The following is a 24,311-nucleotide window of genomic DNA, read 5'->3' as shown; positions in this document are numbered from 1 at the left end:
GCAGATCGCATCGGCGCTCCTAATTGAAACGAAGCCCGAACAACCCACCGGTGTCGGTCGCGTCGGTGAGTTTGGTCTCCAGGACATGGTCCCTGACCTTGAAGCCGGGCTTGAACCCCTCTTGGGGAAGAACGTCGGAATTCATCGTCACGATGTACTGGAAACCGGCGGCCTCGGCGCGCTCGGCGCCGAGCTGAAGGGCTTTGGCGACCTGGCGCTCATCGACGCCGTCGAACAGGTGGCTGTCGTGCAGAAGGAAGCCGGGCCCGCGGCCTTGCTTCAGGCTGATCTCGGTAAGCATCAGATCGAAGCAGAAGATCTGCATGTTGGTGATGCCCTTGCTCCGCTGGCCATCGATATGGACGTCGAACTGAGGGCCGCCGCCGGTCTCAGCGATGGTGAGGCTTCCGGCTTTCTCGTAGAGAGATTCCGACAATGATTCGAATGTCAGGATCGCTTCGCGCAGGATGTCATTGCGCTCGTGCAGGTCGTCCCGAAGCGCCTTTGTCAGATTGGCCCGCTCAATGTCCAGTTCGGCTTTGGTGCTCTCGATACGCTCGGCGGTCTCAAGGCGCTGCCGCAAACCCTCTACCTCGGCCTCGGCGCGGCCGGCCTCTTCACGCAGGTTCGTGTAATGCTCCAGCGCGCCGCCCGAACTGAGCACCTTCATGATCTGGCGACGCCGGCGATCGCGCTCGGCGGTGCGCTGGTCGCGTTCGGCGATGCGCGCTTCGGCGGAGGTGATCTCGGCGTTCAGGTGGGCGCGCCGGTTCTCGATGATCGAGCGATGAAACCGTTCTACTTCGTCGAAACGCCGTCGGACCATGTCCGGCAAGACGACGCCGGCTTCCGCGTAGAGCTTGGTGACGTCGCCGAGATCGGGGGCGCCTTCTTCGCCGAGTGACGCTCGAAGTTGTTGAAGCAAGTCACCGTCCATGACGTTGTCGACATTGAAGGCGTCGATCTCGCGGGTGATGAGATTAGCCTCGCGCTCAAGCTCTTTGTATTCCGGCACGACTTCGAACGAGGTAAGTTGTTCGCGCAGCCTGATGGCGCGAGCCTCGGCGATGGTGAGGCGCGTGCGCAGATCGGCGGCCTTGCCGAAATAGCGTCCGAGGTCGCCGCTTTTGGCAGCCTTACGCAATTCCTGGGCGACCTTTTCCTGGCCGCGCAGTTCCTGGAATTTGCCCGGAATGCTCCAGTCGAGACCGAGCAGATAACAGATCGAAACCTGTTGGTCCCAGGCCTGCTGCATTGTCGAATGCTGCATCGGCTGTTGGAATCCGCCGCTGAGCTGGCGGCGCGCGAAATAGGAGAACAAGGACCGGAAGGACGGTTGAAAGCGTTCGCTTTCGTCACCGGCCGAGAGCGGCAGACCGAACCAGAGCTTGCCGAGATTGGCCTTCCACTGTTCGTTCGAAAGTTCGAAATGTCCGGCTGCCAAGTCGAACTGCGGTGCGATCGGCCAGTTCTCGACGGCGCCGTTGATCATGAGCCGGCTCGGCTTGGCGCCGCTGCGGGCCGCGGAGATCGCTTCGGCGGCGACATCGACCGCGACATCGAAGGTCCATTCGGTGAGAACCTCGGACCGGAAGATGCTTTCCTTACGGACGTCGGCGCCGAACAGCAAATGCACCAGTTCTATAAAGCTTGTCTTGCCGGCCCCGTTGCGAGACTGGCGGTCGTTGGCGCCCTCGCTCTTGTCGGCCAGCAGGATGTTGAGGCCTGGCTTGAAAGTCAGGGCCTTGAATGAAGCCAGGTCGCTGCCAAAACGGCGGATCATGACGCGACCCTCCGCACGAGGCCGCGGTCGAAGTCGAGCGCGCCGATCGTGTAGAGCAGGTCCAGTGCGAGGATGAACCATTGATAGTCGATCGGCGCATTGGGAGCATGTTGCGAGCGGCGGCCGCGCACCTCGTCCCACAGGCGAGACATGGTCATCGGTCGCTTCAGGATTTCCAGAACCTCGGCGCCGACGCCGATGAGAGCGCGGTCCGGACGGACATGCTTTGTTGGGAGGATCATGACGCCTCCACAGAGACGAGAGGATCCTCGAAGATGTCGCAGCTATCGAAGAAATAGGCTAGCACGGCCAGCGCGGCGCCCTGGCGCTTCGGTTCGCCATTCATGCCGGCATAATCCTGCAAGTGCTTGAAGATCGTGTCAGCCGGAAGTTCGAAGGCTTTCAACTCGGCGTAGCGCATACGGAACGCCTCGGCGATACGCTCGCCGAGATCCGGCCGAGGGCTCTTGCGGAAGAAGGTGTCGACGAGGCTCGACTTGCGTCGGCCGATCCGCAACAGCAGGCCGGATTCTTCCGACAGCGCGTTCTTTTCCAGCTTCTCCAAGGACGGCGGGGTCAGCGGCGGATCGCCGGCGTTCGGGTCCTGACGCTGGAGCGCTTCGATGATCGGCACGAGGTCGGCCATCACAAGGCGATCGACGATAGCGATCGACGCTGCAGGGCCGAACAGCGCCTGCAGGGCTGCGAGTTCGAGTCCCATCGCGAGCTTCAGGAGTTCCGGCTCCGACCAGGTCTCGATGGCAAGCGGCGCGTGCGCCTGACGCAGGCCATCGATGTGCTGGACCGCATTGGGCGGGAGGCCGCGACCATCATTGTGGACGAAGACCCACTCGGCCATATCTGCGTTCCAATGGCCGCGTGCACCATGGAAGTCCTCATCGACCTTGCTGATGAGTTCGGCTTCCTTCATCGCGTCTGGGGCATAACACTGGAAGACGGACTTGGTGCTGACGCGGCGGCCGTCGCATTTCAGATCGCCGTAGGGACCATAAGGACGCACTTCTTCGAAATCGGGGCCGAAAGCATAGCCAGCTAGCCGAACGAACCAGTCTTGGAACGCGGTGCCATGCTGGGTGTGGAAGGCCAGCCGAAAGCGATCGACATAGATGGAGTGCTGCAGCTCATCCATGGCGCTGTTTGGCTGCCCGAGTTGGCTTGGGCGCACGCACCGCCGGTGCGACGTCACCGAGATGATGAATGCGCATGGCCGGCCGTTTCGGCAGTTTCACCATGAGTTCCAGCTTGCCGCCGACGGCTTCGACATAGCTGCGGAGTGTCGAGAGGTACATATCGGCCTGCTTCTCGATCTTGGACACCGAGGGCTGCTTGATGTTGAGCGCGGTGGCGATCTCGGCCTGTGCCTTGCCGGTAATCTGGCGCAGCTCCCGAAGGCCTTCGACTTCCTGCTTGAGGTCCTGATAGCGTGCCTCGATGTCCGCCTGGCGCTCCGGCGGCAGCTCGGCGATGATTTCGTTCAGGCTCCGTGCCATCTCACTTTTCCTTCTTCCCGGACTTCAGGCTTTCCAGATGGTCGGAAAACCGTAGGTCCCCCTTTGCGATCAGGCTCCTGTAGAAGCGCTTCTGGCTTCCGCCCGACTTGTCGCCGGCCACGAGCACGATCGCGTTTCTCTCAGGGTCGAAGGCGAAGGCTGCTCGCCATTCGCCATCGGCTGCCTCGAACCGCAACTCCTTCATATTGGCGTGTTTCGATCCCTTCAGCGTATCGACATGCGGGCGGCCAAGCTGCGGACCGAAATCGGCAAGCACCTTGGCGACCACCAACATGGCGTCCTGAACGGTCGGCTCGAAGGCCTGAAACTCCGCTTCGAAGGCATTGTGTAGCTTGACTTCCCACATATCGATATAGCTTAAGAGCTATGTTCGGTCAATAGGAAGAGGTGCGCGGAGCGACCGCCGACGCAGTCACTGCGTGGCGGCAGGGCAATAGTGCAACGACCTGTTGCACAAATTCGCCGTCGGGCCAGGCTCTCCGAGAGCTGGCCAACCTTGATGCGACGCGAGGCGGGTTTGGGCGGAGGAGGACTCATGCCGCCACCCCTGTCCCCTGACACCCCGTACGGGGCACAGCGCGATGACGCGTTCGTAGGAGAGCATCCGACGACTTCGCCGCGCTTCGCCAGCACGTCGGGGGGGATCGCAGCGGCAGTCAGCAACTGGGCCCGCACGCTCAGGCCGCCTTTTTCAGCGCGCCGCTGCCTTTCTTCTTAGTCAGCAGCACCCGGGCGAACTTGTCCCATTTTGCCATGGCCGCGCGCTTCTCGGGCATGTAGTTCCAGCGGTCATAGCTCTTGGAGCTGACGTCCTGCAGCGTATGGTTCTGCAAGCGATCCCGGATTTCCTTGGACAGGCCGGCCTTACCAGCGAGCGTTTTCCATGTTCGCCGCAGATCGCGGTTTGTCACGTATGGGATGACCTCACGGTCCCGCTGGCGCCACATAAACGAATAGAGGGTTCCGTGGCTCACCGGCTTGGATGGATCGGTCGCCGAAGGGAAGAACCAGCCATGAGCATTGGGGGTGATCGACTCGATAAGCTCTGCCGCGATCGTTGGCACAGGGATCGCGTGAGGTTTTCCGTTTTTGGTCTTCGACCAGTCGATGATGCGTTCCTTCGCATCCCACTGATCGACGTGCAGCCGGGCGATCTCTTCCACGCGCTGCCCCGTCAACATCAGAATCCTGACCGCGCGGGTATATGGCGGATGCACCGGAGTGTCCGGGCATTCGAGCCAGCGATAAAGTCGGAGGAATTCATCCTCGTCCAGCCAGCGCGTTCCGACCTTCTTGGGTTCCGTCGGTATGCCCGCAGCCGGATTGTAGACCAGACGGAAGCGACGCGCGGAGACCGAGCGGTAGTCATGCTCGGATTTCAGGCCCCAGCTGAAAGCCGATCGGATGTAGCTTCGCACATGATCCGCCATCGAGCGCTTGCCGCGTTCATAGATGGGGCGGAGGATGGCCGTGATCTCGTCCGGTTCGATGTCGCGGGCAGGGCGATTCCGCCCGAGCGTGTCAGCGATCTTGTTGAGGCCCTTTTCTGCCTCCTTCCATGACGATTTTTCCGCGTCCTTGAGGTACGCGACATAGGCTTCGAAGAGGTCGGCGACGGTTCCAGGCCGCGTGTCGCCGGCGATCTTGATGCTGCGACCCTTCTGGATCATGTCCGCAAAATCGCGGTTGAACATCTCCCGCGCCTTGCTGAGTGGCATCGAAGGATATGATCCGAGCTTCTTCTTGATGCGCTTCTGATCGCGCCACTGCTGAGCCATCCAGTCGGAGGTGACCCGGGTCGGCATGGGCTTCATCACAAGGATGAGGCGCCCGGTTCCATGTCCTTCGCCATCGACGAGGCTGAGCTGTTTTCCGGTCTGTTCGACCTCTTTCAGGGCGCGGCGTATTTCTCCATCGGTAAGGCTTGGCACTGGGGTTCTCCATCGGCTTCCTAGTGGGGTCGCCAGACGGATTTGTGGGGTCGGCGACTGGGGTCAAAAAGGGCTTCGATCCCCCTAAAACCGACCCCAATATGCCACGATATCCCACTGTACGACAACCCCAAAAAGCCTTGTGAATCAGCGGTATCCAGCGTGATCCAGCGTGATCAACAGAGGCGAGTGGGATGGTTGTGCACCAGGATCAGCGCCGCCGACCCCAATTCCATCGCCCGCTTGATGACCTCGCGCACATAGATCGCCGCCTGATCGATCGATCCGTCGCCCATATGATCGTCCCGGATCAGCATGTTGCGGCTGTTCAGGTGCAATACGCGCACCCGTTCCACGCTCAGATGCGCCATGTCCGCGCGCAGATAGTCGAGCAGCGCCTGCCAACTGGCCAGCACCGGCCGCGCCGCCACCTCGTTGCGCAGCGCCCGCAGCATCGTCGCCTGCACGATCTTGATCGCCGCGATGCTGGTATCGCCCATGCCTGGCAACCGCGCGATCGCCTGCCAGTCGGCGCTCATCAGGCCGCCGATGCCGCCAAATTCGCGCAACAACGCCTTGGCCAGCGGTTTGGTGTCGCGCCGGGGAATCGCGAGCGCTAACAGGTATTCGATCAGCTCATGGTCGTGCAGGCCATCGCCGCCGCTCTCCGCCAGCTTGCTCCGCAACCGCGCGCGATGGCCGGCGCCGTCATGCGGGGCTTTTCCATCCTGTTCCGACAACAATTCGCCCCCTTTACCGGCTTTGTGACGCTATGCGTTGCGGAATCGCGGGGCAAGGATATTTAGAAGGTGACAGACGTTATGGTCCCGTTACGGACCATCAGTGTCGCAGCAAGCCGGGGTTGGCCATAAGCATGGAAGAACAGGACGGCGAAGAGACGGTTCGCCGGGCATGGCTGCGCTGGCTGGGCGTTGGCACCGGGTCGCTGGCGCTGGTGCTGGCGGCGCTGTGGACGCAGCGCGCCCCGATTGCGGAGAATTTCGTCAGCCGGGAACTCAACCGGCGCGGGGTGCAGGCCAATTATGACCTGGTCGATGTGGGCCTGCGCACCCAGCGGATCGAAAATATCGTGCTGGGCAATCCGGCCAAGCCGGATCTGACGGCGCGCTGGGTGGAGGTCGACGTCGCCTTTGTCGGCCTGACGCCGCAGGTCGCGGCGGTGCGGGCAGGGGGCGTGCGGATGCGCGGCTCCCTGCATGATGGCATCCTGCGTCTGGGCGAACTCGACAAGTTTCGCGACCCCGATTCGACTGCGCCCTTCAGCCTGCCCGACATCATCGTGGCGCTCGCCGACGCGCGACTGACGCTGGATACCGACGCCGGGCGCGTAGGTATGCAGATTGACGGCAACGGCAATCTCCAGTCGGGCTTCCGCGGCAAGCTGGCCGCGGCGATGCCCCGCGCGTCGCTGGCGGGCTGCGGCCTGACGCAGGCGACGGCCATGCTCGATGTCGCGATGCGGCAGGGCCAGCCGCATCTGTCTGGTCCGATCCGCGCCGACGCCGTCGCCTGCCGCGACGCAGGCGCGGCGATCGCCCGGCCCGTCGCGGCCATCGACCTCAGCCTTGGGCAGGCGCTCGACCGCTGGAGCGGCCATGTCGACCTGTCGGGCGAGGCCTTCAGGGGCAATGGCCTGGTGCTGGCGTCGCCCGATGGCCGCATCGATTTCGACGGCACGGCTGTGCGCACCGGCGGCAAAGTGCGCTTGGGCGCAAAGGCGGTGACGGGACGCGGCGCCTTGCTGCGCGACGTGCGTCTGACCGGCGACTGGGTGGTCGGCGCGGAGGGGACGAGCCTGAAAGGCGCGCTGTCGGGGCAGGATATCCACCTGACCGGACGTGACCCGCTGGCGGGTGTCCGTACTGCTGCGGCCGGAACGCCGGTGGGGCCGCTCGCCGCGCGCCTGGCCGATGCGGTCGAACGGGCGGGCGCGGCCAACCGCGTTCACACCCGCTTCGCTTTGGTGCAGAAACAGGGCAGCGGCAGCGTCGTCATCACTGATGCGGGCCTCGACGCGCGCAGCGGCGCGCGCGTCGGCCTCGCGCCGGGCGCATTGGCGACACTGGCCTGGCCGGGCAAGGTCGGCGGCCTCGACTGGGCGCTGGACGGCGCGCTGACCACGGATGGTGGCGGCCTGCCCAGGGGTGCGCTGCGCCTGAAGCGGCGACCGGGCGGCGGGTTCGGCGGCGAATTGTTTGTCGATCCCTATGCGGCGGGCGACGCGCGCCTGGCGCTCGACCGGGTGCGCTTCACCGCAGACGCCAGTGGCGCGACCCGCTTTTCCACCGCGGTCCGGCTCGACGGCCCCCTGCCCGACGGCCGCGTGCGGGGCCTCAGCCTGCCGGTCGAAGGGCGCATGGCCGCCAATGGCGCGCTGACCGTCAACTCCGCTTGCGTTCCCGTTTCGCTGGTCGAGGCGCGTTACGGCAATTTCGCGCTGGGCCAGACCCGCCAGACTCTTTGTCCGGTCGGCGGCGGCGCGATGTTCGCGACTGGGTCGGGCGGCGCCAGTGGCGGCGCGGAAATCCGCAACCTCGACTTGGACGGCCGCAGCGGCGACAGCCCGATGCGCCTGACCGCCGATCAGGCGCGGGTCGTGCTGGGCCGCACCGGATTCGCGCTCGCCAATCCGGCCCTCACGATCGGACCGCAGGACGCGCCGGTGCGCCTGTCCGCCGTGGCTCTGGACGGCGCGCTGACCAAAGACGGTTTCGGCGGCAAGGTGACGGGTGCAGGCGGCCAGATCGGCAGCGTGCCGTTGATCCTCGAGCAGGGCGCGGGCGACTGGAGCTTTGCCAATGGCGCGCTGGCCTTCCACGCCGCCATGACGGTGCGCGATTCGCAGGCGCCCGCGCGCTTCACCCCGCTCTCGGTCCCCGACTTCACGCTCAGCCTCAAGGACGGCCGCATCGCCGCCAACGGCACGCTCCATGCGCCGCGCAATGGCGCGACCGTCGCGCGCACCGATATCGCGCACGATCTGTCGAGCGGGAAGGGCCATGCCGACCTGATCGTCTCCAACCTCGTCTTTGGTCCTGGCCTCCAGCCGGAGGATGTGACCCCGCTCGCGCTCGGCGTCGTCGCCAATGTGAATGCGACCGTGGCGGGGCAGGGGCGTATCGACTGGACCGGATCGGCGGTCACCTCCACCGGCGCCTTCCGCACCGACAATGCCAATCTTGCCGCCGCCTTCGGCCCGGTGGAGGGGTTGTCGGGCGAAATCCGCTTCACCGACCTGATCGGCATGGTCACCGCGCCGGGGCAGGAAGTGCGGATCAAGTCGGTCAATCCGGGCGTCGAAGTGCGCGACGGCGTCGTGCGCTATCGGCTGGAGGCCGGGCAGAAGGTGCGGATAGAGGGCGGCGGCTGGCCCTTCTCCGGCGGCGAACTTTCCCTGCTGCCCACCACCATGGATTTCAGCGCCGATGTCGACCGCTATCTGACCTTCCGCGTCGTCGGGCTGGATGCGGGCGCGTTCATTCAGGCGATGGAACTGGACAATATCTCCGCCACCGGCACGTTCGACGGCATCATGCCGCTGATCTTCAACGCGCAGGGCGGTCGTGTCGCCGGCGGTGTGCTGGTCGCCCGGCAACAGGGGATGCCGCCGCTCATCATGCCCGAAGGCGTGCTACCGACCATACCCTGCGACCCCACGCGCCAGTCCGGCGTGCTGTCCTATGTCGGCCCGGTATCGAACGAGCAACTCGGCGTGATGGGCAAGATGGCCTTCGACGCGCTCAAGGATCTGCAATATAAATGCCTGACCATCCTGATGGACGGCGCGCTGGATGGGGAAATGGTCACCAACGTCGTGTTCAATGGCGTCAACCGCGGCAAGTTGGGCGATGCGCCGTCGGGCATCAGCCGCAGCTTCATCGGCCTGCCCTTCATCTTCAACGTCCGCGTGTCAGCGCCCTTCCGCGGCTTGCTCGGCACCGCCCAATCCTTCATCGACCCGTCGCAGCTCATTCAGAACAGCATCGGCGACAAGGTGCAGCAGGAGATGAAGGCGAATAGCAATAACGGCCTTGCGGTTCAGCCTGCGGAAAGCGAAACTGTGCCAAACGGGGAGCAGAAATGAAGATACAGGCAATCATGACAGCGGCCTTGACCGCTTCCGCGCTGGGGGGCTGCATTCAGGTGAAGGCGCCCGACAAGCCGATCGAAATCAACCTGAACGTCAAGGTGCAGCAGGAGGTCGTCGTCAAGCTGCAACGCGACGCGCAGGATCTTATCCAGAATAACCCGGAGTTGTTCCCGCAATGACACGCAAGATGCTCATGTTCGCCGCCGGCGCTGTGGTTGCGCTGGCCAGCGGCTTCGTCCTGACCGCGCCCGCGCGCGCCCAGTCCGGCCCCGTCGCCGCCGCCATGGCGGCCGGCACGGTGGGCGAGCAGGCGGACGGCTATCTCGGCATCGCCGGGACGGTCGGCGCGGACGTGCGCGCCGAAGTCGAATCGATCAACATCAAGCGCCGCGCCGCGTACACGCAGCTCGCGGGCCAGCGCGGCGTCACAGTGCAGGACGTCGCGGCCGCCACCGGTTGCCAGACGCTCAGCAGCCGGGTGAAGCAGGGCCAGGCCTATCGCATCGGCGCCGGCGCCTGGCAGACCAAGGGCGCAGGCGCGATTGCGCTGCCGGGCTATTGCGCGACGGCGAGTTGATCGCAGCGGTTTAGAGAATGACGGAAAGGCGCGGTGGCGATGTCACCGCGCCTTTTCATTTTGGCCCGCTGCGACCTCTCAATCCCGCCCACGCCGCCGCGGCCTCGCCTCGACAATCCCGCGCGCCTGCTCGCAAAAAGGCGCCAAAAAATCATAAAGCTGCCCGGTCAGCCGATTCGTCACCAGCGTATAGAGCACATATTGCCCCCGCTTCTGTTCGCGCACGACGCCGGCCTCTTTCAGCACCGCCAAATGCCGCGAAATGGACGGCATCGCCATCTCGAAATTGTCGGCGATTTCGCCCACGGTCATCGGCTCGACCGCCAGATATTCCAGGATGCGGCGGCGCGGTTCGGACGCCAGGGCCTTGAAGATCTTGTCCATTCTTATTTAGCTAAATAGGAAAATGACTAAATGCAAGGGCGCGAACCCCTCTAGTCCGAAAGGCCGATTTCCCGGCTTTTGCGCGGGGTTGACACTCCTGCCAACCCTTTCTAGAGGGGCCTCGCCTTGACGGGTGCAGCCGCAAGCGCCATGCCGAACGCCACGGGCTGACAATGCCTGATGGAGACGATGCATGGCTGCGGATACACCCGGACAGGACCCGGCGGGCGAAGACTCGCGGATCGCTTCCCTCGAGGAGCGGATCGCGCAGGCCGAGCAGGTCGAAAAGGTCAGGCAAGGAGCCACGGTGCAGGCGGCGGACGATGGTTCGCGGTTGGGCAACAGGGTTCTGGCGGAACTGATCGGCGGTCTTGTCGGTGGTGCGTTGATCGGCTGGGTTCTCGACCGGCTGCTTGGCACGACACCCTGGCTTCTGCTCGTCTTCCTCGGTCTTGGGATCGTGGCGGCGTTCAGGAACATCATCAGATTGACGACGACGAAGCCGCCCGAACAATAAGGCAGCTTCGCTCCAAGTCCGAAGACATTAGGCGTTACAGGGGTCAACGTGGCAGAATCCGGCAAGATCGATCCGATGCACCAATTCGCTATCGAACCCCTGTTCGGTACGGATCATTGGTCGCTGGGCGGCTTCAACATCGCCTTCACCAACAGCGCGCTCTATATGGTGCTCGCCGCTGTGGTGCTGTGGGTCTTCGTGATCGGCGGCATGAAGCGCGAACTGGTCCCCGGTCGCTGGCAGATGGCGGTCGAATATATGACCGGCTTCATCAAGAACCTGCTGATCTCCAACGTGGGTGAAGGCGGCAAGAAATATATCCCTTACGTCTTCTCGCTGTTCATGTTCATCCTGCTGGCGAACCTGCTGGGCCTGCTGCCGCTGGGTCTGGTCGGGATGCACCCCTTCACCTTCACCAGCCACTTCACCGCGACCGGCGTGCTCGCGATCATGAGCTTCTCGATCGTGCTGATCGTCGGCTTCTGGAAGCATGGCCTGCACTTCTTCTCGCTGTTCGTGCCGCACGGCACGCCCTTGGCGATGATCCCGGTCATTTTCCCGATCGAGCTGATCTCGTTCATGGTGCGTCCGTTCAGCCTGGGCCTGCGACTGTTCGTGGCGATGACCGCCGGGCACGTCCTGCTCAAGGTTCTGGCCGGCTTCGTCATCAACAGTTCGAACGCGGGCATCGGCTACGGCCTGACCGTGGGCAGCGCCAGCTTCGTCCTGATGATCGGCATCAGCGCGCTGGAAATGCTGGTCGCGGTCATCCAGGCCTATGTGTTCGCGCTGCTGACCTCGGTCTATCTCAACGATGCCGAGAATCTGCACTAAGATTTCCGTAATTTCGTCAACATCATCATTATTCTAAAGAAGGAGTTTATACCATGGACGCAGAAGCCGCAAAGCTGCTCGGTGCTGGCCTGGCCGCGATCGGTGCGGGCATCGCCGCCCTCGGTGTGGGCAACGTGTTCAGCGCGTTCCTCGAAGGCGCGCTGCGCAATCCGGGCGCTGCCGACGGCCAGCAGGGTCGCCTGTTCATCGGTTTCGCCGCGGCGGAACTTCTGGGTCTGCTGGCGTTCGTTATCGCCATGATCCTGGTGTTCGTGGCCTAACACACGACATTCGGAGCGGGCAGGGCGGCTTCACGCCATGGCCTGCCCGCTCCCTCTATTTGACCGCCCTCTGATCGGACGGACCGTAAAATGCCTCAAATCGCGCAAATCGCCGATACCTACTCCAGCCAGATTTTCTGGTTGCTGCTGACCTTCGGCCTCGTCTTCTTCGTCATCGGCCTTGGCATGGTGCCCAAGGTGCAGGGCACGGCGGACGCGCGCGACGCTAAGATCAGTGGCGATCTGGACGCGGCGAAGGCCGCCTTCGCCCGCGCTGATGAAGCGGAAGCAGACTATCGCGTCCGTGACGCCGGCAACCGCGCGGCCGCCCAGGCGACTCTGGCCAAAGCCAAGAGCGACGCCGCCAAGGCGACCGAAGTGAAGCTGGCCGCCGCCGATGCGGTGGTCGCAGACAAGATCGCCGCCGCCGAAGCCCGTATCAAGGGCGCCAGCGAAGCCGCGATGGCAGAAATCGAAACCGTCGCCGCCGATGCGGCGCGCGACATGGTGGCCCGCATCTCCGGCGTGGAAGCGTCGGACGATGCCGCCCGCAATGCAGTAAAGGCGGCACTGGCCCATGGCTGAGGCAGCATCCCATAGCGCATCGGAGGTTCCGCACTTGAACGAGGCGATCCACAGCGAAGGCATGGAGCCTGTCGGCACTGTCGCGCATGAAGGCGTCGTGCCCCATACCGATCCGCAGGCGGTCGGCATGGACGCAACCGCCTGGGTCAGCCTGGCGATGGCGGCCTTCATCGTCATCCTGCTGATCAAGAAAGTGCCTGCCCTGATCGGCGGCGCGCTGGACGGCAGGATCGCCCAGATCAAGGAGCAACTGGCCGAAGCTTCGCGCCTGCGCGCCGAGGCCGAAGCGCTCAAGGGCGAATATGAAGCCAAGCTGGCCGCGGCGGCCGGTGAGGCCGACGCCATGCGCAGGGCGGCGGAGCATGAAGCCGAAGGGCTGATCGCGGATGCCAAGGTCAGCGCGGAGGATCTCGTCGCCCGTCGTCAGAAGATGGCGGAAGACAAGATCGGCGCCGCCGAACGCGCCGCCGTCGCCGGCATCCGGGCGAAGGCCGTGAACGCGGCCACCGCCGCCGCCGCGGTGCTGATCGCCCAGGGCCATGACGCCAAGGCCGACAAGGCGCTGGTCGATAGCGCCATTGGCGGGCTCGGCACCATCAACTGATCGGTTCGATTTAGACGAAAAAGGGGCCGGTGCGCATCGTCGCACCGGCCCCTTTTCGTTCATCCGTCCCAAGCGCTTGGGGCGGACTCAATGCGTGGCAATTTCACCTTGATCGGTTCGGTTCGAGCATAGTCGAAAAACGCGGGCACAGCGTTAAGCGCTTCTCGACACGCCTGAAGAGAACGGAAGAAGAGGGTTCGATTTGAGCGTCCTCATCTTTCAGGCGGGCGGCCGAAGCCGCCGGCCCTGCCTCACGCCGCCAGCGTGGCGCTGTCGATCACGAAGCGATATTTGACGTCGCTTTTCTGCATCCGCGCATAGGCTGTCTCGATATCGTGGATCGCGATCATCTCGATCTCGGACGTAATGCCCTTCTCCGCGCAGAAATCCAGCATCTCCTGCGTTTCGGCGATGCCGCCGATCAGCGACCCGGCGATCGCCCGCCGCTTGAAAATCAGCGCACCGACATTGGGCGACGGGTGGGCATGTTCGGGAACACCCACCAGCGTCAGCGTGCCGTCCCGCTTCAACAGCGCGGTGAACGCATCCAGGTCATGGCTGGCCGTGACCGTGTTCAGGATGAAGTCGAAGCTGCCCGCGTGCGCCGCCATCTCGTCCGCATTGCGCGACACGATCACCTCGTCCGCGCCCAGCGCCAGCGCGTCCTGCCGTTTGGCCTCCGACGTAGTGAAAGCGACGACATGCGCGCCCAGCGCGTGCGCCAGCTTTACGCCCATATGGCCCAGCCCGCCGATGCCGACGATGCCCACCTTCATGCCCGGCCCGACCTTCCAATGGCGCAGCGGCGACCAGGTGGTGATGCCTGCGCACAGCAGCGGCGCAACGGCCGCCAACTGGTCCTCCGCATGACTGATCTTCAGGACGAAATCATCCTTCACGACGATGCTCTGCGAATAGCCGCCCAGCGTATGGCCCGGCGCATCGTCAGTCGCGCCATTATAGGTGCCTACGAAACCCGTCTCGCAATATTGCTCCAGCCCTTCGTCGCATGACGCGCAGGACTGGCAACTATCGACCATGCACCCAACGCCGACCGTGTCGCCGACCTTGAACTTGGCGACATGATCGCCGACGGCGGTCACATGGCCGACGATTTCATGGCCGGGAACGCAGGGATACAGCGTGCCGTCCCATTCGGACCGGACCTGGTGCAGGTCGGAATGGCACACGCCGCAATAGGCGATGGCGATCTGGACGTCATGGGCGCTGACTGGGCGGCGCTCGATGGTGATGGCTTCCAACGGCTTGTCGGCCGCATAAGCGCCATAGGCTTTTACGCTCATTGGGTGGTCCCTCTGATGCTGATGATTGTTGATGGGGGGAATGGCCGCATCTTTTTGTACGGTACGGTATAGATAGGCGTTGGACGCGGCGCATCAACCCCTGCCATTGCCAAAGAAGCCGCGCACGCTATCTCTGCCCCCATGTCCGGCCCGCAATCCCCCGATCGCTTCAGCGAAGACAAGGCAAGCTTCACCGTCACCGGCAGCCAGCCGGATATCGACATGGGCGTGGAGGCGATCCGCACCACGCTCAAGACGCTGCCGATCCGTCCCGGCGTTTACCGGATGCACGATGCGCGCGGCGACATACTCTATGTGGGGAAGGCGCGGGCGCTCAAGAATCGCGTCGCCAATTACACCCAGGTCGATCGCCTGCCGCGCCGGCTCCAGCGCATGGTGGCCCAGACCCGCAGCATGACCATCGTCACCACCAACAGCGAAGCCGAAGCGCTGCTGCTGGAAGCGCAACTGATCAAGCGCTACCGCCCGCCCTACAATGTCCTGCTGCGCGACGACAAAAGCTTCCCTTTCATCCTGCTGCGGGAGGATCATGCCTTCCCTCGCGTGCAGAAGCATCGCGGCGCGCGCAAATATAAGGGGCGCTATTATGGCCCCTTCGCCAGCGCCGGGTCGGTCACGCGCACCATCAACGCGCTGCAAAAGCTGTTCCTGCTCCGCTCCTGCACCGACAGCTTTTTCGCCAACCGCTCGCGCCCCTGCCTCCTCTATCAAATCAAGCGCTGCTCGGCCCCCTGCGTCGACCGGATCGACGCGGCAGGCTATGCCGAACTGGTCAATGACGCGCAGGATTTCCTGGGCGGCAAATCGACCGCGGTGCAAAAGAAGCTGGGCGTCGCGATGGAGCAGGCGGCAGAATCGCTGGATTTCGAGCAGGCGGCGGTCATCCGCGACCGGCTGAAGGCGCTGACCTTCATTCAAGGGTCGCAGGCGATCAATGCCGAAGGGCTGGGCGATGCCGACATCTTCGCGCTGGCGGCAAAGGGCGGGGCGATGTGCATCCAGGCTTTCTTCATCCGAGGCGGCCAGAATTGGGGCCATCGCAGCTTCTTCCCCGTCCACACGACCGACGTGGCGGAGGATGAGGTGCTGGAAAGCTTCATGGCGCAATTTTACGAGGAGGTGCCGCCGCCCCGCCTGATCCTGGCCGATCGCCAGCCCGCCGAATGCGAATTGATGGCGCTGGCATTGAGCGCACGGGCCGGGGGCAAGGTCCGCATCGAAGTGCCCCAGCGCGGCGACCGCACCCGCCTCATCAAACAGGCGCAACGCAACGCGGTCGAGGCGCTGGACCGGCGGCTGGCGGAAACCACCAGCCAGGGCAAGATCCTCGACGAACTGGTCGAGGCCTTCGGGCTGGAGGGCGTGCCAGACCGGATCGAGATTTACGACAACAGCCACATTCAGGGCGCTCACGCCCTTGGGGCGATGGTCGTCGCGGGGCCGGAAGGCTTCCGCAAAAACGCCTATCGCAAGTTCAACATGAAGAATCCCGAAATCTCGAACGATGATTTCGCGATGATGCGCGACATGTTCGAACGGCGCTTCGGGCGCGCGCAAAAGGAAGACCCGGATCGCGACAGCGGCGAATGGCCCGACCTCGTGCTGATCGACGGCGGCAAGGGGCAGCTATCGGCCGCCCGCGCGATATTGGAGGAAATGGGCATAGAGGATGTCACCATGATCGGCGTCGCCAAGGGGCCGCATCATGGCCGCGACGGGCGCGAAATCTTCCACATGCTCGATGGGCGCGAAATCAATTTCCCCGTCAACCATCCCGTCCTCTTCTACCTGCAAAGGCTTCGCGATGAAGCGCATCGCTTCGCCATCGGCGCGCATCGCGCCAAGCGCAGCAAAGCGATCACCGTGTCGTCGCTGGACGAAGTGCCCGGCATCGGTCCCGCGCGCAAGAAGGCCCTGCTGATGCATTTCGGCACCGCCCGCGCGGTCCGCGACGCCGCGCTGGACGATTTGGCGAGAGCGCCCGGCGTGTCGAAGGCGGTCGCGCAACAGGTCTATGATTATTTTCATGGATGATGGGGCGGGCGGAGTGGTCGGGTGGGGCGAAAAGCGGGAGAGGGCTAAGATTAGCGGGAGCAAATGGTCGTTTGCAGTAACGCCGCTCCTTTCATGCGGGCTTGACCCGGCATCCCGCTGCCTGCCCCATGTGCACCCAAACACCCCTTCTACCAATGTAGGATTTTCTCTGATCTACCATGGTGGATGATCCACACGCTCCGCCGCCTGACTCCCCGCAGCCCGCACCAAAAATCCCGTGACCCACCCGGCGCGGCAGGCTTGCGTCACTATGACCTACATGGCGCGCCGGCGACGCGCGCCAAACAGCTGACCGGGGCTTTCTCGGTACGATCAGCCCCATTTCCCCGCGCTTTTCCATATCCAGCAACGGTGTGAACTTCGGCACCATGACCGCGTTGTGACCCTGCAAAGGCGGCCTGCATCGCCTTCCCCCACCCGAATCACCCCGGAGCCGACCATGAAAAGCATCAACCCCGCGACCGGAGAGAAGATCGCCACCCACGAACAATTGACCGAAGCGCAGATCGACGCCGCGCTCGACCAAGCGACCGCGACCTTCGCGACATGGCGGACCACCCCCATCTCGGATCGCACCGCGCTCCTCACCGCCTTGGCCGACGCCTATCACGATAACCGCGATCGCCTCGCCCGCATGGCGACTCTGGAAATGGGCAAGACGCTGAAATCAGCGCTGGCGGAGGTCGACAAATGCGTCGCCGCCTTCCGCCATTACGCGCAAGCCGGCCCGGCCATGCTGGAGGGCGGCAGCATCCCGCTCGCCGCCGGGGGGAAAGCCGATTATGTCTGGCTGCCGATCGGTCCGGTGCTGGCGGTGATGCCGTGGAATTTCCCCTATTGGCAGGTCGCCCGCTTCCTTGCCCCTTGCATCCTCGCCGGCAATGTCGGACTGCTCAAACATGCCAGCAATGTGCAGGGCGTCGCCGCGCTGATGCAGGAGATGATGGGCGTGGCCGGCGCGCCCGATGGTTTGTTCCAGAACCTGCCGATCCGCTCGGACGCGGTGGCGGCGATCATAGCCGACGATCGCGTCGCCGCCGTCACCCTGACCGGCAGCGAGGGCGCGGGTCGCGCCGTGGCGGAACAGGCGGGCAGGGCGCTCAAGAAGGTGGTGCTGGAACTGGGCGGTGCGGACCCGTTCATCGTCATGCCCTCGGCCGATCTCGACGCGGCGGTCAAGCAGGCGGTAATGGCGCGGGTCCAGAATAGCGGCCAGTCCTGCATCTGCGGCAAGCGGATGATCGTCCATACCGATATTTATGACGCATTTCTGGACCGCTTCTCGGCCGCGATGGCGGCGGTGAAGGCGGGGGATCCCTTCGATCCGGCGAGCGACATGGGGCCGCTCTCCAGCGAGGAACAGCGCCGCACCGTGCAGGAACAAGTGTGGAAGATGAAGGCGGCGGGCGCGACACTGATCGGTGGCGAAGCGCTGCCCGGTCCCGGCGCCTACATGAATGCCGGTATATTGACCGATGTGCCCACCGACCCCGCGTTGATGGGGGAAGAGATTTTCGGCCCCATCGCCATGCTGTTCCGGGCCGCGGACGTCGACGACGCGATCGCCATCGCCAATGGCATTCCCTTCGGCCTCGGTTCGTCGGTCTGGACGACGGACGCGGCGGAAGAGGCGCGCTTCATCCGCGACATCCAGGCCGGTATGACGGCGGTGAACCAGATGCTGGCCTCCGCCCCGGAAGCCCCTTTCGGCGGCGTCAAGCGTTCGGGCCATGGCCGCGAACTCGGCCCGTTCGGGCTGCACGAATTCATGAATTTGAAGAGCGTCTATCGGAACGAATGATCGGCGAACCGCTTTCCTACCGCCATGCTTGGACGTACAGACAAGCGTCATGCCCAGCCTCAGCACCACCGCGATCGTTTGCGCCGTGCGCCATCATGGCGAACATGGCGCGATTATACGGCTGCTGACGCCCGATCATGGCCTGCTACCCGGCTATGTCCGTGGCGGTCGGTCGCGGGCTTTGCGCCCGGTGCTGCTTCCCGGCAATATCGTGAAGGCCGATTTCCGCGCCCGGACGGAGGATCAACTGGCCGGCCTGACCGTCGAACTGGCGCAGAGCCGTGCGCCGCTGCTGGCTGAACCGCTGCCGGCCGTGGCGATCGACTGGAGCTGCGCCCTGACCGCCGCGGCGCTGCCGGAAGGTACGCCCTATCCGGCGTTGCATCAGGCGCTCGACGGCGTGCTGGGCGCGGTGGAGGCGGCCCCGGCGGCGCGCGGCTGGGCGGTGGCGCTGGTGCGCTACGAATTGCTGCTGCTGGCCGAACTGGGCTTCGGCCTCGACCTGACGCGCTGCGCCGTGGGCGGGGATACGGACGACCTCGCCTATGTCAGCCCGCGCAGCGCCGCAGCGGTCAGCCGCGCGGCGGCGGTCGGCTATGAAGCCCGGTTGCTGCCGCTGCCCCCCTTCCTGATCGAAGGCGGCATGGGCGACTGGACGCAGATATTGGACGGGCTGCGCCTCACCGGCTTCTTCCTCGAACGCTCCATCCTGATCGATCGGCGCGCCGACATACTCGCGGCGCGCGAAAGACTGGTCGACCGGCTGAAAAGGGCGGTTGCGTGAAACCTTCTGTCTCCATAAGGGCCAGCCACGCAATATCAGCCACGCAATATAAGGAGTCTCGCCATGTTGATCGCCCTGTTTCCCGGAGACGGCATCGGTCCAGAAATCGTCGCGCAGGCCGTGCGTGTGCTCGATGCGCTGGCGATCGACGGCCTGACCTATGAAGACGGGCTGGTCGGCGGCGCGGCCTATAAGGCGGTCGGCCATCCGCTGCCGCCCGAAACGCTGGACCTGGCCAAGCGCGCAGACGCCATATTGTTCGGCGCGGTCGGCGATCCCGACTGCGATGCGCTGGAACGGCGCCTGCGCCCCGAACAGGCGATATTGGGCCTGCGCAAGGAATTGGGCCTCTTCTCCAACCTGCGCCCGGCCAAGGTTTTCCCCGAACTGGCCGACGAATCCGCGCTGCGCCCCGAAGTCGCCAGCGCCATCGACCTGCTGATCGTCCGCGAAACCAATGGCGATGTCTATTTCGGCGAAAAGGGCTTCCGCACCACCGCCGACGGCCTGCGCGAAGGTTATGACGTCATGTCGTACAACGAAGCCGAAGTGCGCCGTATCGCCCATGCCGGTTTTCAGGCCGCGCGCGCGCGTCGTGGCAAGCTCTGCTCGGTAGACAAGGCCAATGTACTGGAAACCAGCCAGCTCTGGCGCGACGTGGTGATCGCCGTGTCGGCCGACTATCCCGACGTGGCGCTCAGCCACATGTATGTCGACAACGCCGCGATGCAGTTGGTCCGCAACCCCGGCCAGTTCGACGTCATCGTCACCGGCAACCTGTTCGGCGACATTCTTTCTGATCAGGCGAGCATGTGCGTCGGCTCCATCGGGATGCTGGCTTCGGCCACGCTGAACGGCAGCGGCCAGGGCCTTTACGAGCCGATCCATGGCTCCGCCCCCGACATTGCCGGCACGGGCAAGGCCAATCCGCTCGCGACGATCCTGTCGGCGGCGATGATGTTGCGCTATTCGCTGAACCTGCCCGAACAGGCCGATCGGATCGAAGCCGCTGTGGCCAAGGCGCTGGCCGACGGCGCGCGCTCGCCCGATCTGGGCGGGACCATGTCGACCGTGGAGATGGGCGACGCGGTTCTGGCTGTGCTCTGACCGCTCGGTTCGTCGCATAGCCGGGAAATTTCCTTAACTTTTGCGTCCTTCGACCGATCTAATGGGAAAACGGGGACGCACTATGTTGATGCAATTGACACGGGACCATGATGCCCTGCGGGGCATGATGGGGGAATTTGCGCATATCATGCGCACCCGCGGGCCGGAGGCGCTGCCGGACATCGCCCGCCGGCGCATCGCCTTTTCGCAACTGTTCCGCGACCATATGGGCCGGGAAGATGCGCTGGTGGTGGCGCTGCGCAGCGGGTCGACGGCGGCGCAGGCGGACTCTGTCATGCGCGATCACAGCCGCGCGATGGTCGCCCTGTTCCTGCGCTACAGCGATCATATCAAGGACTGGACCCCGGCGCAGATCACCCAGGACTGGCACGGCTATCGCGACGCCGTGCTGGAACTGCAACAGGGCCTGCTGGACCGGATGACATGGGAGGAGCGGCATCTTCACCCGCTGATGGTGGACGCGCCGCGCCGCGCCGCCTGACGGGCTTGGTTTGACCGGACAGGCTGGCCGGACTGGTCGGGCAGGGCCACTTACAGGGCCAATTGCGCACTATCGGTTCTGTCCTACACTCTGCATGGCCATTAGGGGCGACGGGATGAACGATTTCTCCCTGTCCAGCCTCCGCGCTGCCGCCGACATGGTCCATGCCCAGGTTCCGCCGACCCCGCAATATGCCTGGCCGCTGTTGGGCCAGCGGGCCGGCTGCGACCTGTGGGTCAAGCATGAGAATCACACCCCGACCGGCGCGTTCAAGGCGCGGGGCGCGATCACCTATATCGACTGGCTGCGGCGCACCCATCCGGAGGTGAAGGGCATCATCACCGCGACCCGCGGCAATCACGGCCAGGCGCAGGTGCGCGCCGCGACCGCCGCCGGTATCGCCGCCACCATCGTCGTGCCCCATGGCAATGCCCTTGAAAAGAACGCGGCGATGCGCGCATTCGGCGCGACATTGATCGAACATGGCCATGATTTCGACAGCGCGAAGGCCGAAGCGATCCGCCTGTCGGCGCAGCAGGGCCTATTCATGGTCCCGGCCTATCATGACGAACTGGTGCGCGGCGTTGCCAGCTATGGCCTGGAACTATTCGATGCGGTGCCCGACCTTGATACCGTCTATGTCCCGGTCGGCTGCGGATCGGGCCTGTGCGGCACGATCGCCGCGCGCGATGCGCTGGGCCTGAAGACCAAGGTGGTCGGCGTCGTGTCCGCCCATGTCGATGCGGCCAAGCGCAGCTTCGAAGCCGGACGATTGGTGTCTAGCCCCACCGCCTACACCTTTGCCGATGGCGTCGCGGTCTGCACCCCGGTCCAGGCGGCGCTCGACTATTTCGGGCCGCGCGCCGATCGCTTCGTGGGCGTCACCGATGATGAGGTGGCGCAGGCGATCCGCATCTACTGGCAGGATACGCATAACCTCGCCGAAGGGGCAGGCGCCGTTGCTCTGGCCGCGCTTTTGCAGGAAAAGGACCGAATGCGCGGCAAGAAGGTTGCGGTTATCCTGTCGGGCGGTAATGGCGACATGAGCCAGATGGCCGAGATATTGGGCGGCGCCACGCCGCAAGTGACGATGGACATGCGGAAAGCGATATGAAGCGCAAGAGCGGACAAAATCCCGACATCACCAAGAGCTGGAAACCCGCGACGCTCGCGATCCGGGGCGGCACGGCGCGCAGCGAATATGGCGAGACCTCCGAAGCCCTGTTCCTGACCAGCGGCTATAGCTACGACCGGGCGGAGGACGCGGCCGCGCGCTTCGCTGGTGAACAGCAAGGCATGACCTATTCGCGGCTCCAGAACCCGACGGTGGAGATGCTGGAACAGCGCATCGCCCTGCTCGAAGGGGCGCAGGCCTGCCGCGCCACCGCCACCGGCATGGCTGCAATGACTGCCGCGCTGCTGTGCCAGCTGTCGGCGGGCGATCATGTCGTGGGCGCCAAGGCGGCCTTCGGCTCGTGCCGCTGGCTGACCGACACGCTGTTGCCCAAATTCGGGATCGAAACGACCACGATCGATGGCAGCGACACCGCGGCCTGGCAAGCGGCGATCCGGCCCAATACCAAGGTATTCTTCTTTGAAACACCCGCCAACCCGACGATGGACATCGTCGATCTCGCGGCGGTCTGCGCCATCGCCAGGGCGCATGGCATCACCAGTGTTGTGGACAATGCTTTCGCCACGCCCGCCTTGCAGCGGCCAATGGACTTCGGCGCGGACGTCGTGGCCTATAGCGCGACCAAGATGATGGACGGGCAGGGCCGCGTCCTGGCCGGCGCCATTTGCGGCACGCGCGACTGGATCGACAATGTCCTGCTGCCCTTCCACCGCAACACCGGCCCCACACTCGCCGCCTTCAACGCCTGGGTGGTGCTCAAGGGGCTGGAAACGCTCGACCTGCGCATCCGCCGCCAGAGCGAAAATGCGCTGAAGGTAGCCGCCTTCCTCGAAGGGCGCGTCGCCAAGGTGCTCTATCCCGGCCTGCAAAGCCATCCCCAGCACGCGCTCGCCATGAGTCAGATGGCCATGGCCGGCCCGATCTTCTCGCTCTATGTCGGTGGTGGCCGGGCGGAGGCGCACGGCCTGCTCAACGCCCTGGAACTGGTCGACATCAGCAACAATATCGGCGATTCGCGTTCGTTGATGACCCACCCTGCCTCGACCACCCATTTCGGCATGGCGGAAGCGGCGCGGCTGGAAGTAGGCATCACCGAAGACATGCTGCGCCTCAACGTCGGTCTGGAGGATGCGGACGATGTCATCGCCGACCTCGATCAGGCGCTGCGTTCGATAGGGCGTTGACGAATGAGGGGGTTAGGGCGCATTTCTGAGACGTGAACGCGCTCTTCCCCTTCCACGCCACCACGCGGGACATCATCGTCCATGTCGCGGTCACCTTCCTGCCCGAACAGTCGGAGCCGGACCGGGGCCGCTGGTTCTGGGCCTATCATATCCGCATCGAAAATCAGGGCGACCAGCCGGTGCAACTCCTGACCCGCCACTGGATCATCACCGACGGACGCGGCGGGCAGCATATGGTCGATGGCGATGGCGTGGTCGGTGAACAGCCGGTGGTGCAGCCGGGGAAAAGCTATGACTATGTATCGGGTTGCCCTCTCAATACGCCGACCGGGTCGATGAAGGGCAGCTATCGGATGATCGGCGTTGGCGGTGAGACGTTCGATGTGGCGATCCCCCATTTCGCCCTGATCGCCCCGGCGGTGGCCGAATGAAGCGGACCCATTTGCCGCTCAACGGTCTGCGCGTGCTGGACGCGGCCGCGCGGCACCTATCCTTCACCCGTGCCGCGGACGAACTGGCGGTGACGCCGGCCGCCGTGGGGCAACAGATTCGCGCGTTGGAGGATATGCTGGGCGTCGTCCTCTTCCGCCGCACGCCCAAGGGGTTGGAATTGACGCCGGAAACGGAGGGCGGCCTTGACGCGCTGCGCGCCGGCTTCCTGGAGTTCGAGGAAGCGGTGCGGGCGATGCAGGCGGGCCAGTCCAGCCATGCGCTGACCATCGCCGCGCCGCGCGATATCACCGGCAAATGGCTCCAGCCGCGGCTGGCCGCCTATGCCGCCGGCCAGTCCGACCTGACTTTCCAATTGATCGCGGCGGACGAGGCGCTCGATTTTACCGAGGCCAATCTGGACATCGCGATACGGCTGGCCGACGGTGCAGGCGAGCATGAAGGCGTCAAGATCGGCGAAGCTGCCTATGTCACGGTCGAGGCGGCGGCGGGTGGCCCCGATCATCGCATCGATTGGCCCGGTTGCCCGGCGGGCGACAAGCCCGCGATCATTCGCGTTGCCGATGGAGGGCTGGCGATCGAGGCGGCGGCCAGCGGCTTTGGCCGTGCGCGCGTGCCGCTGCTGCTGGCGCAGGCCGATCTGGCGGCGGGCCGGGTGCGGCAGGTGGGCGATACGACCCCGACGCTGCTCGCTTATTGGCTGATAGCGCCGTTGCCGCAATGGCGGCAGAAGAAGGTCAAGGCGCTGGTCGAGGCGCTGACGGGGTAAGGGCTGTTGTCGGCCATTTTCAGCCACTCACTATGGTTGTCCCATCGAAGGCCGGGATCT

Annotated in this window: 25 protein-coding genes and 1 pseudogene; 17 read left to right on the top strand and 9 right to left on the bottom strand. The window is 64.5% G+C overall.

The window, feature by feature from the left end:
- Positions 1-19: 19 nt before the first annotated feature.
- From sphantq_RS18705 to sphantq_RS18675, 7 genes and pseudogenes are all read right to left on the bottom strand, one after another.
- The gene (locus tag sphantq_RS18705) at positions 20-1,783 is read right to left on the bottom strand and encodes an ABC-three component system protein (RefSeq protein ID WP_272799228.1); all 1,764 of its coding nucleotides are present in this window, start codon (positions 1,781-1,783) and stop codon (positions 20-22) included.
- Positions 1,780-2,025 carry an ABC-three component system middle component 6 gene (locus tag sphantq_RS18700; RefSeq protein WP_272799227.1) on the bottom strand — a complete coding sequence of 82 codons (246 nt, stop codon included), beginning with the start codon at positions 2,023-2,025 and terminating at the stop codon, positions 1,780-1,782. The genes sphantq_RS18705 and sphantq_RS18700 overlap by 4 nt, the downstream gene beginning before the upstream one ends.
- A complete protein-coding gene (locus sphantq_RS18695; RefSeq protein ID WP_272799226.1) occupies positions 2,022-2,933 on the bottom strand; it encodes an ABC-three component system protein in 912 nt (303 codons plus the stop codon). The genes sphantq_RS18700 and sphantq_RS18695 overlap by 4 nt, the downstream gene beginning before the upstream one ends.
- On the bottom strand, positions 2,926-3,294 hold the full coding sequence (locus tag sphantq_RS18690) for an XRE family transcriptional regulator (protein ID WP_272799225.1): 369 nt from the start codon (positions 3,292-3,294) through the stop codon (positions 2,926-2,928). Before sphantq_RS18690 ends, sphantq_RS18695 begins: the two co-directional genes overlap by 8 nt.
- A gap of 1 nt (position 3,295) precedes the next feature.
- Positions 3,296-3,661, bottom strand: a complete 366-nt coding sequence (locus tag sphantq_RS18685) for a type II toxin-antitoxin system RelE/ParE family toxin (RefSeq protein WP_272799224.1) — start codon at positions 3,659-3,661, stop codon at positions 3,296-3,298.
- A gap of 331 nt (positions 3,662-3,992) precedes the next feature.
- Entirely contained in the window at positions 3,993-5,246 is a 1,254-nt protein-coding gene (locus sphantq_RS18680; RefSeq protein ID WP_272799223.1) for a tyrosine-type recombinase/integrase, read from the bottom strand.
- A 188-nt stretch (positions 5,247-5,434) separates the two neighbouring features.
- Positions 5,435-5,986 (bottom strand): annotated as a pseudogene (locus sphantq_RS18675) (JAB domain-containing protein); the annotation flags it as partial.
- Positions 5,987-6,120: 134 nt separating this feature from the next.
- Between sphantq_RS18675 and sphantq_RS18670 the strand changes: the two are divergent.
- The 3 genes from sphantq_RS18670 to sphantq_RS18660 are packed head-to-tail and all read left to right on the top strand — an operon-like array spanning position 6,121 to position 9,934.
- Positions 6,121-9,351, top strand: coding sequence for an intermembrane phospholipid transport protein YdbH family protein (locus sphantq_RS18670; RefSeq protein WP_272799222.1), 3,231 nt, complete (start codon positions 6,121-6,123; stop codon positions 9,349-9,351).
- The gene (locus sphantq_RS18665) at positions 9,348-9,536 is read left to right on the top strand and encodes a YnbE family lipoprotein (protein WP_066601632.1); all 189 of its coding nucleotides are present in this window, start codon (positions 9,348-9,350) and stop codon (positions 9,534-9,536) included. The genes sphantq_RS18670 and sphantq_RS18665 overlap by 4 nt, the downstream gene beginning before the upstream one ends.
- Positions 9,533-9,934, top strand: a complete 402-nt coding sequence (locus tag sphantq_RS18660) for a YdbL family protein (RefSeq protein ID WP_272799221.1) — start codon at positions 9,533-9,535, stop codon at positions 9,932-9,934. The genes sphantq_RS18665 and sphantq_RS18660 overlap by 4 nt, the downstream gene beginning before the upstream one ends.
- 78 nt (positions 9,935-10,012) lie before the next feature.
- On the opposite strand, the gene sphantq_RS18655 is transcribed toward sphantq_RS18660, so the two are convergent.
- A complete protein-coding gene (locus sphantq_RS18655) occupies positions 10,013-10,318 on the bottom strand; it encodes a metalloregulator ArsR/SmtB family transcription factor (protein WP_272799220.1) in 306 nt (101 codons plus the stop codon).
- Positions 10,319-10,511: 193 nt separating this feature from the next.
- Between sphantq_RS18655 and sphantq_RS18650 the strand changes: the two genes are divergently transcribed.
- From sphantq_RS18650 to sphantq_RS18630, 5 genes are all read left to right on the top strand, one after another.
- A complete protein-coding gene (locus sphantq_RS18650) occupies positions 10,512-10,835 on the top strand; it encodes an AtpZ/AtpI family protein (RefSeq protein WP_272799219.1) in 324 nt (107 codons plus the stop codon).
- Between the two features lie 48 nt (positions 10,836-10,883).
- Entirely contained in the window at positions 10,884-11,669 is a 786-nt protein-coding gene (locus tag sphantq_RS18645; protein ID WP_272799218.1) for a F0F1 ATP synthase subunit A, read from the top strand.
- 53 nt (positions 11,670-11,722) lie between these two features.
- Positions 11,723-11,950: a F0F1 ATP synthase subunit C gene (locus sphantq_RS18640; RefSeq protein ID WP_006961951.1), complete on the top strand. Its 228-nt coding sequence runs from the start codon at positions 11,723-11,725 to the stop codon at positions 11,948-11,950.
- 90 nt (positions 11,951-12,040) lie between these two features.
- Positions 12,041-12,535, top strand: coding sequence for a F0F1 ATP synthase subunit B family protein (locus sphantq_RS18635; protein WP_066601646.1), 495 nt, complete (start codon positions 12,041-12,043; stop codon positions 12,533-12,535).
- Positions 12,528-13,139 carry a F0F1 ATP synthase subunit B family protein gene (locus sphantq_RS18630; RefSeq protein ID WP_066601649.1) on the top strand — a complete coding sequence of 204 codons (612 nt, stop codon included), beginning with the start codon at positions 12,528-12,530 and terminating at the stop codon, positions 13,137-13,139. Before sphantq_RS18635 ends, sphantq_RS18630 begins: the two co-directional genes overlap by 8 nt.
- Before the next feature lie 251 nt (positions 13,140-13,390).
- Here sphantq_RS18630 and sphantq_RS18625 read toward each other — a convergent pair whose 3' ends face one another.
- Complete coding sequence (locus sphantq_RS18625; RefSeq protein ID WP_272799217.1) at positions 13,391-14,443, bottom strand: NAD(P)-dependent alcohol dehydrogenase; 1,053 nt, start codon at positions 14,441-14,443, stop codon at positions 13,391-13,393.
- Between the two features lie 141 nt (positions 14,444-14,584).
- Here sphantq_RS18625 and uvrC point away from each other — a divergent pair, with 141 nt between their 5' ends.
- From uvrC to sphantq_RS18580, 9 genes are all read left to right on the top strand, one after another.
- Positions 14,585-16,498, top strand: a complete 1,914-nt coding sequence (gene uvrC, locus sphantq_RS18620; RefSeq protein WP_272799216.1) for an excinuclease ABC subunit UvrC — start codon at positions 14,585-14,587, stop codon at positions 16,496-16,498.
- A 460-nt stretch (positions 16,499-16,958) separates the two neighbouring features.
- Positions 16,959-18,320 (top strand): NAD-dependent succinate-semialdehyde dehydrogenase, encoded by a 1,362-nt coding sequence (locus sphantq_RS18615; protein WP_272799215.1) that lies wholly within the window; start codon positions 16,959-16,961, stop codon positions 18,318-18,320.
- Positions 18,321-18,369: 49 nt separating this feature from the next.
- The gene (recO, locus tag sphantq_RS18610) at positions 18,370-19,104 is read left to right on the top strand and encodes a DNA repair protein RecO (RefSeq protein ID WP_272799214.1); all 735 of its coding nucleotides are present in this window, start codon (positions 18,370-18,372) and stop codon (positions 19,102-19,104) included.
- Between the two features lie 63 nt (positions 19,105-19,167).
- On the top strand, positions 19,168-20,211 hold the full coding sequence (leuB, locus tag sphantq_RS18605) for a 3-isopropylmalate dehydrogenase (RefSeq protein ID WP_066601665.1): 1,044 nt from the start codon (positions 19,168-19,170) through the stop codon (positions 20,209-20,211).
- An 82-nt stretch (positions 20,212-20,293) separates the two neighbouring features.
- Positions 20,294-20,713, top strand: coding sequence for a hypothetical protein (locus sphantq_RS18600; RefSeq protein ID WP_066601666.1), 420 nt, complete (start codon positions 20,294-20,296; stop codon positions 20,711-20,713).
- A gap of 115 nt (positions 20,714-20,828) precedes the next feature.
- A complete protein-coding gene (locus sphantq_RS18595; RefSeq protein ID WP_272799213.1) occupies positions 20,829-21,827 on the top strand; it encodes a threonine dehydratase in 999 nt (332 codons plus the stop codon).
- Entirely contained in the window at positions 21,824-23,032 is a 1,209-nt protein-coding gene (locus sphantq_RS18590; RefSeq protein WP_272799212.1) for a trans-sulfuration enzyme family protein, read from the top strand. Before sphantq_RS18595 ends, sphantq_RS18590 begins: the two co-directional genes overlap by 4 nt.
- Positions 23,033-23,064: 32 nt before the next feature.
- Positions 23,065-23,463: a Co2+/Mg2+ efflux protein ApaG gene (apaG, locus tag sphantq_RS18585; protein WP_272799211.1), complete on the top strand. Its 399-nt coding sequence runs from the start codon at positions 23,065-23,067 to the stop codon at positions 23,461-23,463.
- On the top strand, positions 23,460-24,251 hold the full coding sequence (locus sphantq_RS18580) for a LysR family transcriptional regulator (RefSeq protein ID WP_066601673.1): 792 nt from the start codon (positions 23,460-23,462) through the stop codon (positions 24,249-24,251). The genes apaG and sphantq_RS18580 overlap by 4 nt, the downstream gene beginning before the upstream one ends.
- The last annotated feature ends 60 nt before the right edge of the window (positions 24,252-24,311 follow it).

Source organism: Sphingobium sp. AntQ-1 (assembly GCF_028538045.1).
GTDB lineage: Bacteria > Pseudomonadota > Alphaproteobacteria > Sphingomonadales > Sphingomonadaceae > Sphingobium > Sphingobium cupriresistens.
This window is presented reverse-complemented; position numbering and strand designations above follow the sequence as displayed.